The sequence below is a fragment of the uncultured Polaribacter sp. genome (assembly GCF_947503875.1).
In the GTDB taxonomy this organism is placed as follows: domain Bacteria; phylum Bacteroidota; class Bacteroidia; order Flavobacteriales; family Flavobacteriaceae; genus Polaribacter.
The window spans coordinates 1-12,921 of the sequence record NZ_CANNFH010000005.1 but is presented as its reverse complement, the minus strand read 5'-3'; the positions used below and the strand labels follow the sequence as shown (position 1 = coordinate 12,921).

The 12,921-nt window shown below is 32.8% G+C and carries 10 protein-coding genes; 1 reads left to right on the top strand and 9 read right to left on the bottom strand.

Annotated features, from left to right (window positions below; all coding sequences use genetic code 11):
- The first annotated feature begins 9 nt into the window (after nucleotides 1–9).
- Nucleotides 10–189, top strand: a complete 180-nt coding sequence (locus Q0684_RS09070) for a hypothetical protein (protein WP_299015599.1) — start codon at nucleotides 10–12, stop codon at nucleotides 187–189.
- Nucleotides 190–267: 78 nt separating this feature from the next.
- On the opposite strand, the gene Q0684_RS09065 is transcribed toward Q0684_RS09070, so the two are convergent.
- The 9 genes from Q0684_RS09065 to Q0684_RS09025 all read right to left on the bottom strand — a co-directional run.
- On the bottom strand, nucleotides 268–684 hold the full coding sequence (locus Q0684_RS09065) for a DUF4230 domain-containing protein (protein ID WP_299016418.1): 417 nt from the start codon (nucleotides 682–684) through the stop codon (nucleotides 268–270).
- Between the two features lie 257 nt (nucleotides 685–941).
- On the bottom strand, nucleotides 942–1,295 hold the full coding sequence (locus tag Q0684_RS09060; protein WP_299015596.1) for a hypothetical protein: 354 nt from the start codon (nucleotides 1,293–1,295) through the stop codon (nucleotides 942–944).
- A 125-nt stretch (nucleotides 1,296–1,420) separates the two neighbouring features.
- On the bottom strand, nucleotides 1,421–2,038 hold the full coding sequence (locus Q0684_RS09055) for a lipoprotein signal peptidase (protein ID WP_299015593.1): 618 nt from the start codon (nucleotides 2,036–2,038) through the stop codon (nucleotides 1,421–1,423).
- A gap of 141 nt (nucleotides 2,039–2,179) precedes the next feature.
- Nucleotides 2,180–2,863, bottom strand: a complete 684-nt coding sequence (locus Q0684_RS09050) for a hypothetical protein (RefSeq protein ID WP_299015590.1) — start codon at nucleotides 2,861–2,863, stop codon at nucleotides 2,180–2,182.
- Nucleotides 2,864–2,920: 57 nt separating this feature from the next.
- A complete protein-coding gene (locus Q0684_RS09045) occupies nucleotides 2,921–3,298 on the bottom strand; it encodes a TraR/DksA C4-type zinc finger protein (protein ID WP_299015587.1) in 378 nt (125 codons plus the stop codon).
- Between the two features lie 4 nt (nucleotides 3,299–3,302).
- Complete coding sequence (gene ileS, locus Q0684_RS09040; RefSeq protein WP_299015584.1) at nucleotides 3,303–6,779, bottom strand: isoleucine--tRNA ligase; 3,477 nt, start codon at nucleotides 6,777–6,779, stop codon at nucleotides 3,303–3,305.
- 114 nt (nucleotides 6,780–6,893) lie between these two features.
- Nucleotides 6,894–8,867 carry an OmpA family protein gene (locus Q0684_RS09035; protein WP_299015581.1) on the bottom strand — a complete coding sequence of 658 codons (1,974 nt, stop codon included), beginning with the start codon at nucleotides 8,865–8,867 and terminating at the stop codon, nucleotides 6,894–6,896.
- A gap of 13 nt (nucleotides 8,868–8,880) precedes the next feature.
- Complete coding sequence (locus Q0684_RS09030; protein WP_299015578.1) at nucleotides 8,881–9,798, bottom strand: type IX secretion system membrane protein PorP/SprF; 918 nt, start codon at nucleotides 9,796–9,798, stop codon at nucleotides 8,881–8,883.
- A gap of 24 nt (nucleotides 9,799–9,822) precedes the next feature.
- A partial coding sequence (locus Q0684_RS09025; RefSeq protein ID WP_299015575.1) for a gliding motility-associated C-terminal domain-containing protein occupies nucleotides 9,823–12,921 on the bottom strand: 3,099 nt, incomplete at its 5' end.

Sequence of the window (12,921 nt, the reverse complement as noted above, 5' to 3'; positions counted from 1 at the left end):
TACAACATCATGAAAAAAGACATAAAAAGCAATCAAGATATTTCTCCAGAAATTACACGTAAACAAGCAATTAAAAAGATTGGTAATTATGGCAAATATGCAGCTTTAACTGCACTAGGAACCTATTTAATTTTAAACCCGCAAAAAGCACAAGCACAAAGTCCAGAAATACCAGGGGCTGGTTTTTAAAAATTTGAAAACCTAATAAAAAAAGACCAACATTTAAGTGTTGGTCTTTTTTAGTTTTATAAACGAAGTCAAATGAATTTAATCCTTAAATCGTTCTAAGAAACCAGACTTAGTATTGTCTATTACTTGCCAATTATAAACCACTGAGAGCTGATAAATTTTAGCAATCTCTTCAAAAAAACGTTCTTTTGCCTCTTTTTTTAAATTGGTAATCGCTATAGTTTCCTTAATATTAGCAATACTATTTTCATTTATTTTGTTTAATTCTTGTTTAGAAAAAGCGTTAAAACTACTTTGTTGTAAATCGAAATATTTAATGTCTGGCACAATTACAATTTCTTCTTCTGGTATTTTATTTATAATTATTTTTTTACCTAAAGAATCGAGCGCTATTTCTAACTTCAATAAATCATAACCAATTTCTACTTTAGCATTTCTGGTAACAATTGCTTTTTTATCAAAAGAAAGATAATCATAAAAAATATTTTTTTGAATCTGAATAATTATAGACTTAAGAAAAAGTACCGCTAGTGACGACTAATTTACTTAGATTTTCAATAGCATTTACCACTACTTAAATATCTTCTTGTTTGTGCTGTATATTATTCTTCTCATACCACAACTTAGCTAATAAAAATCCTAAAAGAAAAACACTTAAATACTTAAAAATACGCATACATCCCCAAAATTTATAAACGAATAAAACCTGTTATAAAATTTATAACAGGTTTTAAAGATAAAAGAAAAAAAGATTATAAATGCAAAGTAGTACAACCAGATTTAGAACCTATAATTGGTAAACCTACTTTACCACAGAACTCTAAAGCTATAGGATTTTCTTTTAATGTAATAGTAACTTCTGCTTTAAAACCAGCAGCCCCGCCTCCTATTTTTATAGATGGATTTTTTAAATTAAGAGTTCCAGTCCCAATTGTAACTCCTGCTAATTTTACTTCTACGTGTACATTATCTCCTTGCACACTTGCGCATACTTTTATAACATCTAATAATGTTACACAAGCGTGACTTGCCGTTACTTGGCCCGCCAAACTTTCTGGACCATTAATGCGTTTTAAAATGTCTTCTTTGTGATGTGTTACTGCCATAATATATAAATTTTAAGTTATTATTAAGGCAAAAATATAGTAGTATAGCGTTGTTTTTTAGCGTACTAAAACTGAAATTTTAAAACAATAATTTACACGAGGTAATAAATACTGATTGTAAAACATTAAGTAGTTACACCTGATTCTTCTTTGGGAAAAGCTTGTTTACTAAAAATAAATAACAAGGCAACACCAACAGAAATATAGGCATCTGCAGGATTAAAGATATACTGGAAAAATGTAAATGGGTCTCCACCAACAAAAGGCAACCATTCTGGCAAATTACCTTGCCAAATAGGAAAATAGAACATGTCTACCACTTTACCATAAAAAAGTTGACCGTTAGCCTCTTCAGAAAAAAGCGTGGCAACAGCATGTTGTGGCGTATTAAAAATAACCCCATAAAAAATAGAATCTAAAATATTACCCACAGCACCAGAAAGTATTAAAGCTACCGCAACAACAACGGCACTATGCGTTTTAGTTTTTATGAGATTTACAAGCCAATATACTATGGCAGTTACAGCAACTATTCTAAATAAAGTTAAAAATAATTTTCCTGTTTTACCACCAAACTCAAAACCCATTGCCATACCGTTATTTTCGGTAAAATGTATTCTAAACCAATCAAAAACAACCACTTCTTCTCCTAAATAAAAGTGTGTTTTTACGTAAATTTTTATAACTTGATCTAAAATAATAGCAATTAAAACTGTAAGTATAGCGATTGTCTTTTTTGACATTTTGTTAATTTTATATTCACAAAAATAAGCATATTATTCAAAATACACTTGTTTTTTATAGCCTCTGTAAGTCTATCTAAAGAAAATTAAGTTTTCTTTAAACTATTAATTTTTAGATAGTTTCTAACATTATAAATAAAACTATTGTTTAGTTAAATTTATAAAAGCATTTGCTTTTATGCTATAAATTGCGAATTGGGTTTGAGAATCTTTTACTTGTTTTTTAAACGTTTGCGTATAGAGAATCTTATCTATTTCTATTGTACCTTTTTTAGAAGTAATAGCAACATTTGTGTTTTTTAAAGAAGCATATACATTGCCAGAATACAACTTTAAAAGCACATTTGCTTGCACATGATTTAATTTTACAATACCATTTTCTAAGTAAATTTCTAAATGATTTTTACAGCTTTTAGAAGTTACATCTATATTATCTCCATAAACAATAACTTGTTTGTTTTCTGGAATTCTTATAATTGCTTTTGCTCTTTGCAGCCTTTCTGTAATAAACTTTCTAAAAATTATTTCTTTTTCTAAAACTACGGGTAATTTAAAGTTAATACTAGTCTCGTAAGATTTTTGATTTATTACAATATGTTGTTGCGTAGGATTTTCTGCATATAAAATAACTTCTAAAAAATTGGTTTCTGCATTTTCTAAAACAACATTATCTAAACCTTCTGTATTAATAAATATTTTATTACTTTCTGTGGTAAAACTTTTAGTTACTTTCTTTTGAGCATAAGATTTTATAGATAAAAAATTAACACAAATTATAAATATTACTAAAGCGGTTTTAAAGAAAAACAACCTAAATTTAAACACTTTAAATTTATTTTTTAATTAAAAAAAGCTTTCAAAAAAATTGAAAGCTTTAAATTATTATTGTTTGCGTTTTGCCTCTATGCTTAAAGTAGCATGTGGTACTAATCTTAAACGTTCTTTTTGTATTAGTTTACCAGTAACTCTACAAACACCATAAGTTCCGTTTTCTATGCGTAATAAGGCATTTTTAAGATCTCTAATAAACTTTTCTTGTCTAATAGCTAATTGTACATTTTTTTCTTTGTTCATTACCTCAGAGCCTTCATCAAAAGATTTAAAAGAAGCTAAAGTATCATCTGTACCGTTGTTAGCGTCATTTTTATAAGAAGCCTCTAATAAAGCCAAATCTTCTTGTGCTCTTGCTATTTTTTTATTTATAATAGCTTTAAATTCTTGTAAATCTTCTTCCGAATATTTTAATTTAGTATCTGGCATATTTTTACATTTTTTCAATTAATATTCTACTTTTAATGGTATCAAATTCAATTTCTGTACCATTTTCTAATGCATCTACAAAAACCAATTCCTTGGTTAATGTTTCGCTCATAATATAGTCTTTATTATTTTGTATAGATGTTTGCAAATCTTCAAAATTTAAAACGGTTAACTTAATTTTATCTGTTACCTCTAAACCAGTATCTTTACGTGCATTTTGTATTCTGTTTACCAATTCTCTAGCAACACCTTCTTTACGCAATTCTTCTGTTATGGTAACATCTAACGCCACTGTTAAACCGCGTTCATTTGCTACCAACCATCCTTCTATATCTTTAGATGAAATTTCTACATCTGAGATTTCTAAGGTAATATTTTTTCCATTAACTTTTACAGAAATGTTTTTATCTTTCTCTATTGTGTTAATATCTTCTTGCGTAAACTTCTGTACTTCACCAGCTATAAAACGCATATCCTTTCCAAATTTTGGACCTAAAGCTTTAAAATTTGGTTTTATTTGTTTGATTAATATGTCTGAAGCATCCTCTAATATTTGAACTTCTTTAATATTTACCTCATTCTTTATTAATGCTGCTACTGCCAATATTTCTTCTTTCTGTTGCAAATTATCAACAGGAATCATAATTTTTTGCAGCGGCTGGCGCACTTTTATTTTTTCTTTTGCTCTTAAAGAAAGTACTAAAGAAGAAATGGTTTGTGCATTTTCCATTTTACGTTCTAAGCTTTCATCAACAAAACTTTCATCAAAAACAGGGAAATTTGCTAAATGTATACTTTCTGATGTTTCTTTACCCGTTACCGAGTTTAAATCTTGGTACAATCTATCCATAAAAAATGGCGCAATTGGGGCTGCCAACTTAGCTATGGTATTCATACAAGTGTATAGCGTTTGATATGCAGATATTTTATCTGTTTGATAATCTCCTTTCCAAAAACGCCTTCTACTTAAACGCACGTACCAATTACTCAAGTAATCTTGTGTAAAATCAGATATTGCTCTTGCTGCTCTTGTTGGTTCATATGCTGCATAAAATTTATCTACTTTATTGATTAAAGTATGTAGTTCAGATAAAATCCATCTGTCTAATTCAGGTCTTTTATTCTGAAGAATATCTGGCTCTTTGTAAGTAAAACCATCTATATTAGTATATAAAGAGAAAAAAGAGTAGGTATTGTATAACGTACCAAAAAACTTACGTTTTACTTCTTCTATACCTTCTAAATCAAATTTTAAATTATCCCAAGGATTTGCGTTTGCAATCATATACCAACGTGTGGCATCTGCACCATATGTGCTTAAGGTAGTAAACGGATCTACAGCGTTGCCCAAACGTTTAGACATTTTATGACCGTTTTTATCTAAAACTAAACCGTTAGAAACTACGTTTTTGTAAGCTACAGAATCAAAAACCATAGTAGCAATTGCGTGAAGCGTATAAAACCAACCACGTGTTTGGTCTACACCTTCCGCAATAAAATCTGCTGGAAAAGATTCATTTCCATCAATTTTTTGTTTGTTTTCAAATGGGTAATGCCATTGTGCATAAGGCATAGAACCAGAATCAAACCAAACATCTATTAAATCGCTTTCACGTTTCATCGGTTTTCCTGATGCTGAAACTAAAATAATTTCATCAACAATATTTTTATGTAAATCTATTTTTGCATAGTTTTCTTCGGAATTGTTATCCACTTCAAAATCTTCAAAAATATCTTTCGCTAAAACGCCAGCTTTTACAGCCTTTGCCATTTCTTCTTTTAATTCTTTTACAGAACCAATACAAATTTCTTCTTTACCATCTTCTGTTCTCCAGATTGGTAATGGAATTCCCCAATAACGAGATCTAGATAAATTCCAATCATTAGCATTTGCCAACCAATTTCCAAAACGCCCAGTTCCTGTAGACTCTGGTTTCCAGTTAATGGTTTTATTTAAACCATGCATTTTGTCTTTTACATCGGTTACTTTTATAAACCAAGAGTCTAATGGATAGTATAAGATTGGTTTATCTGTTCGCCAACAATTTGGGTAACTGTGCTTGTATTTTTCTACTTTAAACGCTTTGTTTTCGTTCTTTAATTTTAGTCCTAAACGTTCATCAACGGTTAAATATTTATCTTGATTTTTTAAAACGTCTTTTAATTTTTCTTGTTGATTTTTTAATTCAACTGCAAAATCTGCTTCATTTAAATATTCCGATTTTACGTATTCACTTGCAAAACCATAAACATCATCTTTAATTTCTTTTCTAAATTTACCTTGTAAATCTACTAAAGGAACTAAATTATCATTTTCATCTTTTATTAATAACGCAGGTATTTCTGGATTTGCTTGTTTAGCAACCAAGGCATCATCAGCCCCAAAAGTTGGTGCTGTATGTACAATTCCTGTACCATCTTCTGTGGTAACAAAGTCTCCTAAAATTACTCTAAAAGCATCTTGTTTATTAGCAAATTCTAAGTTATAGTCTAAAATTTGCTCGTATTTAATATTTACTAAATCTTTACCTACAAATTCTTTTACAATATAAAAAGGAATCTTCTTTTCTCCTGTTTTATATGCCTGTAATTCTTCAGAAGTCTCTACTTCAAAAGCATTTTTACCTCCAAATTGTTTTCCAACTAAATTTTTAGCTAGAATAACTTTTACTGGTTTAAATGTGTACTGATTAAAAGTATCTACTAAAACATATTCTATTTTTGGCCCAACAGTTAAAGCTGTATTACTGGGCAAAGTCCAAGGAGTGGTGGTCCAAGCAATAAAATTAATATCACCCAAATTTTGTAAAAAATCTGGTAGTGTTTTATTTACAGCCTTAAATTGTGCAACAACTGTGGTATCTGTTACGTCTTGGTAAGTTCCTGGTTGATTTAACTCATGCGAACTTAAACCTGTGCCTGCTTTGGGAGAATATGGCTGAATTGTATAGCCTTTATAAATTAGTTTTTTGTTGTAAATTTCTTTTAACAACCACCAAACAGACTCCATATATTTAGGCTCATAAGTAATATACGGATTCTCCATATCTACCCAATAGCCCATTTTTTCTGTTAAATCGTTCCAAATATCTGTGTAACGCATTACTGCTTTTCTACAAGCAGCATTGTACTCTTCTACAGATATTTTTTTACCAATATCTTCTTTTGTAATTCCTAATTCTTTCTCTACACCTAATTCTATAGGCAAACCATGTGTATCCCAACCAGCTTTACGCTTTACTTGGTAACCTTTCATGGTCTTATAACGCGGAAAAATATCTTTAATAGCTCTTGCCAAAACATGGTGAACTCCTGGAAGTCCGTTTGCAGAAGGCGGCCCTTCAAAAAATACATAAGGCTCTGCTCCTGCTCTAGAAGTTACACTTTTATCGAAAATGTCATTTTCTTGCCAATAACTAAGAATTTCTTCTGCAACTTTTGGTAAGTCAAGTCCTTTATATTCAGTAAATTTAGCGCTCATTTTATCTCTTTTCTAATCAGATTGCGAAATTAATCAATTTATTGAAAATACCGACTTTTGGGCATAAAAAAAGAGCCCTTTTGGGCTCTTTTGGTTTTATTTAACTAAAATTTGTTATTTTGTTACAATTACAAATTCTGTTCTTCTGTTTTGTTGATGCTCTTCTCTGCTACACTTTACGCGGTTTGTATGGCTGTCATTATCTGTACAACCATTTACCAATCTTGTCTCTCCATACCCTCTGCCTGAAATTCTAGAACGATTGATGCCCCTGCTTACAATATAGTTAACCGTAGATTGTGCGCGCCTTTCGGATAAAGCCTCGTTGTAAGATGCTCTTCCTCTGGCATCTGTATGTGAACCACTCTCTATGATCATATTTGGGTATTTGCGCATAATATTTACAATATTATCTAATTCAACAGCTGCATCTGGCCTTATGTTAGATTTGTCATAATCAAAATAAATAGGTTCTATTCGTATGATTAAATCTCCCCTTTCATTTCGTGCAAAGTCAGAGGCAATAGCTAAATCTAAATCTACTGTTAACTTTTTATCTTTGGTGGTTAACACAACTGCAGAGTCATCCTTGTAATATTCTTTAGAGCCTGTTAAGGTATAATTTGTATCACAAGCTAATCTCGTAAAACTAAACTGAGCACTGGCATCTGCATAAACCTCTTGTACTATTTTACCTTCTGTATCTTTTAAAACAACTTTTGCGCCTGGTAATAAACTTTGGTCTCTTGTATCTCTTACAATACCAGTTACCATTTGCTCACAAGGTGCAATAGGTTTAACTATTTCTAATTGTGTTACTCCATAAATATCATCGTCTCCTAAACCTCCTAATCTATTAGAAGATAAATACCCTTGCTTTGTAAAAGGATTTATAGAAAATGCAAAATCATCCATTTTTGAATTTACAGGGGCTTGTAAGTTTACTGGTATTGTATAACCTTCTTTGCCTTTTACAGTAGAAAACACATCTAAGGCCCCAATACCAAAGTGACCGTCTGACGAAAAGTACAACACATCATCTAATGCTATGTAAGGAAACATCTCTCTACCTTCTGTATTTACTGTAGGTCCTAAATTTTGGGGTACGCCAAAACTACCGTCTTCTTCTATTGATACTACATAAATATCTGTTCCTCCTAATCCGCCTGGCATATCTGATACAAAATATAATTTTGTTCCATCTGCGCTTAAACTTGGATGTCCTGTAGAATAATCATCACTATTAAACGGCAACTCTTCAACATCATCCCACTTGCGCTTGTTCCATGTAGCCCTATAAATCTTTAACTTATTAACGCCATCTTTATCTTCTTTATACTTACCTCGAAGGTAATTGTTTCTTGTAAAATACATCGTTTGTCTTTTTGGTGAAAAAGTAACCGAAGATTCATGAAACTTTGAGTTGATCTTATCTGTAAACATTGGTCTAACTTCTGAATTATCCCCGGCTGTAGTGCTAATATTATCCTTTACAACCTTATAGATATCTAAAAAGTTTTTATTATTTCTTGTATGACCACGCTTTATGTAAACACTTGGCTTTTTGGGTGATGAAAACAAAATCGTATTCCCATAATCGGTAACTCCAAAATCTGAGTTTACTGTATTGATGCTTTTTAAGTTCTCTACCGTATAACTTGGTACTGTTGGGGTAAGGTCTGCTACAGTAATAAGACTTGATGTAAAGTTTTTCCCTCTACCATCTTTACTGGCCTTCTGGTAAAACTTTTTCATCCAGATATCTGAATCTTTAAATTTGCCTACACTTCTTAACGCTTGTGCATACCTAAACATTTGCTCTGAACTTTGATTTGGAAATCTATCAAATAATTCTTTGTAAGCCTCAAATGCATCTTGCATTTGTGCCCCAAAATAATAACTGTCTCCTAATCTTCTAAGAACATGTTCTGTAGCGTTCTCTTTAGACAAAGCCTTATAGGCCTTTGATGCGTCTGCATAAGAAAGATTCGCAAAAAATGTATCTGCTTGTCTGGTAGCTCTACTTTGTCCTAATAAAGTAATAGAACAGAGAAAAAGAACCATTGTAATTTGTAGTGTTTTTTTCATAATTGGATGTTTTCTAAAAGAATCTTGGGGATTTAATCTTATCGCGTTCAAAATCGAAATTAAATAACAAAAATATCTCATGGGATCCTGAATTAAAATTACCTAAATTAGTTATGGTATGATCATAAGCATATCCGATTCGTAAACTGTTAGAAGCTCTAACATTTACCAAACCAGAAACTGACTCGTCTAAACGATAAGATAAACCAAATTCTAATTTGTCGTATAACAAAACATTCCCTGATAAATCTATAGATAATGGGGCTCCCTCTGCTGCTTTTACCATTGCAGAAGGCTTAAACTTAACTGCATCTGATAACGTAAAAACATAACCCGAAGTTACAAATAAATGCTTCCTCTCGGAGGCTCTCGTAATTTGTCCACCTCGCTTATCAAAATGCAAAGTTTCTAATAAATTGGGTACAGAAGCTCCTAAAAAAAACTTATCTGTATAATAATAAATACCCGTTCCTATATTTGGCATTACTCTATTTACATTCTGATTCACAAAGGCTTGATCACCTCCATTAACAGGATTTAAACAAGGCAAACACACATTAAAAAAGGTAAACCCTCCCTTTAACCCTAAAGCTAAATTAGCCTTCTCACTTAACCTTAACGTGTATGAAAAATCTCCATAAGCATTCTGCTCCTGAATAGGCCCAATTTCATCTACTATTAATGACAAACCTAAGCCTACATTCTTTCCTACAGGTGAATTAATACCCATAGTAAATGTGCGCGGCGCTCCATCTATACCAACCCACTGGGTTCTCCCTAAAAAATTTAAACTCAATGCATCATTAGACCCAGCGTACGCTGGGTTAATGATATTCATATTATACATATACTGTGTATACTGAGGATCTTGTTGTGCTTTTGCCGAAACAGTAAATAGTACAACTGCAATTATTAATATCAATCTTTTCATCTCTATTGCCTTTATTTTTATCTATTATCTGTTTAAATAAACCCAACCTGCAATTGGTTCCCTTGTACCATCATTAAAGTTAATAATGTAGTAATACGTTCCTGAAGGTACTGGCTTACTTTTATTTAACGTTAACCTTCCTGTAGAAAAACCATCCCACCATGTTGGAGATGTACTACCATTATTCTTATAATCATATACCTGATTACCCCATCTGTTATAAATCTCTAATGTAAAGTTTGGATATTTTACTAATGCAGGAATCACAAACAAATCATTAGTACCATCTCCGTTTGGTGAAAATGCATTAGGCACCAAATCACAATCTGTTAAATCTAAGTGATCTGCTATATCATCTGTATCACAATCAAACATAAATTCATCTGAAGTAGGAATACCATCATTATCATCATCTACATCTTGGAAATTACGCTTATCATCTTTATCTGTATCAATAACTGTGTAAGCTATAATACCACTGTCTGGGAACGTCTCTAAATCGTCAAACAATCCATTAAGCCCTGAACCGGTTCTAGAACCGTCTATAACTCCATCTCCATTAGCATCTAATGCTCCTGAACCTGACTCCTCAAGATCTGTAAGACCATCACCATCAGAATCTAAATCTAAATGATCAGGAATACCATCGCCATCTGTATCTAATGAATTATCTCCACCATTTTCTATTAAATCTGGAATACCATCATTATCATCATCTAAATCTACAGAATCTGGAACTCCATCACCATCTGTATCTGTACTATCTAAATAATCTGGAACTCCATCTAAATTGTCGTCATCATTCGTAAAATCTCCATCGCCGTTGTTATCCTCATCAATCGTTAAAATACCATCATTATCATCATCAATATCTAAATAGTTTGGGGTACCATCTCCATCTGTATCGTCATTCGTAGGATCTTCATCTATTACAACAACATCTTCCTCTTCTGTTGGAACACCATCTCCATCATCATCTGTATCTAAATAATTAGGGATTCCATCACCATCAGTATCGTCATTGGTAGGATCTTCATCTACTGTAACTACATCCTCGTCTTCTGTTGGAACACCATCTCCATCATCATCTGTATCTAAATAATTAGGGATTCCATCTCCATCTGTATCGTCATTTGTAGGATCTTCATCTATTACAACAACATCTTCATCTTCTGTTGGAACACCATCACCATCATCGTCAATATCTAAATAGTTTGGGGTACCATCTCCATCTGTATCGTCATTCGTAGGATCTTCATCTACTGTAACTACATCCTCGTCTTCTGTTGGAACACCATCACCATCATCGTCAATATCTAAATAGTTTGGGATTCCATCACCATCTGTATCGTCATTCGTAGGATCTTCATCTACTGTAACAACATCTTCGTCTTCTGTTGGAACACCATCTCCATCATCATCTGTATCTAAATAATTAGGGATTCCATCACCATCTGTATCGTCATTGGTAGGATCTTCATCTACTGTAACCACATCCTCGTCTTCAGTTGGTACGCCATCATTATCGTCATCTGAATCTAAATAGTTAGGGATTCCATCACCATCTGTATCGTCATTCGTAGGATTTTCATCTACAGTAACAACATCTTCGTCTTCTGTTGGAACACCATCTCCATCATCGTCTATATCTAAATAGTTAGGGATTCCATCACCATCAGTATCGTCATTTGTAGGATCTCCATCTACTGTAACTACATCTTCGTCTTCTGTTGGAACACCATCTCCATCATCATCTGTATCTAAATAATTAGGGATTCCATCACCATCAGTATCGTCATTGGTAGGATCCTCATCTACTGTAACTACATCCTCGTCTTCAGTTGGTACGCCATCATTATCGTCATCTGTATCTAAATAATTAGGGACTCCATCACCATCTGTATCGTCATTTGTAGGATCTCCATCTACTGTAACTACATCTTCGTCTTCTGTTAGTACGCCATCTCCATCATCATCTACATCTTGGAAGTTTAGAATTCCATCATTATCAGTATCTAATGGGATATAGTTAATAACATTATTATCAGGTGTATCTTCTAATTCATCAAACAAACCATTATCACCAGATCCTGTATCTGCACCGTCAATTCTACCATCCTTATCTGTATCTAATTCACCATGACCTGCCTCAATTACATCATTCACACCATCACCGTCTGCATCTAAATCTAAACGGTCTAGAATACCATCACCATCTGTATCTCTTAAAGGATCTCCATTTTCTTCTACTGAATCTGGAATACCATCATTATCATCATCTAAATCTACTGTATCTGGAATACCATCTTTATCAGTATCTAACTCTGGTTCACCTTCGTCGTCTGGATCTGTAATTACTGTAACTGTTACGTTTGCAGTATCTGTTCCTCCATTTCCATCACTAATCGTGTAAGAGAAAGTAATGGTTTCAGTGCTACCTAAGATTGGTGTTACCTCTATTGTTCCGTCAGCTAATAACGTTGCTGTTCCTCTTATTACTGGCACTTGAACTCCATCTCCTGGAGTTACTGCTGTTCCATTGATAGTTGTTACTGTTAAAGTATCGCCGTCTACATCAGAATCAACTCCATTGCTATTATCTGTATTTACTACATCTAAAATAACAGGCGTATCTACTAATGTAGTTGAAACATCATCTGTGGCTACTGGTGCTGTATTTCCTATAGTAACTGTTACGTTTGCAGTATCTGTTACTTCATTTCCATCATTAATCGTGTAAGAGAATGTAATGGTATCTGTACTACCTAAACTTGGAGTTACTTCTATTGTTCCATCTGCTAATAACGTTGCTGTTCCTCCTGTTACTGCTACTTCAACTCCATCTCCTGGAGTTACTGCAGTTCCATTGATGTCTATTACCGTTAAAGTATCGCCATCTACATCAGAATCAACTCCATTGCTATTATCTGTATTTACTACATCTAAAATAACAGGCGTATCTACTAATGTAGTTGAAACATCATCTGTTGCTACTGGTGCATCATTTACCGCAGCTACCGTAATTATTAAGGTTGAACTGTCTGTATCTGTAGCATCATTGTCATCTACCAAATCATAGTTCACTACCGGTACTGGACCATTGTAGTTCGATGCTGGTACAAA

Coding starts and splice junctions, on each gene's coding strand:
- Q0684_RS09070 (WP_299015599.1), top strand. CDS start 10: ATGAAAAAAGACATAAAAAGCAATCAAGATATTTCTCCAGAAATTACA.
- Q0684_RS09060 (WP_299015596.1), bottom strand. CDS start 1,295: ATGGCAGTAACACATCACAAAGAAGACATTTTAAAACGCATTAATGGT.
- Q0684_RS09055 (WP_299015593.1), bottom strand. CDS start 2,038: ATGTCAAAAAAGACAATCGCTATACTTACAGTTTTAATTGCTATTATT.
- Q0684_RS09045 (WP_299015587.1), bottom strand. CDS start 3,298: ATGCCAGATACTAAATTAAAATATTCGGAAGAAGATTTACAAGAATTT.
- ileS (WP_299015584.1), bottom strand. CDS start 6,779: ATGAGCGCTAAATTTACTGAATATAAAGGACTTGACTTACCAAAAGTT.
- Q0684_RS09035 (WP_299015581.1), bottom strand. CDS start 8,867: ATGAAAAAAACACTACAAATTACAATGGTTCTTTTTCTCTGTTCTATT.
- Q0684_RS09030 (WP_299015578.1), bottom strand. CDS start 9,798: ATGAAAAGATTGATATTAATAATTGCAGTTGTACTATTTACTGTTTCG.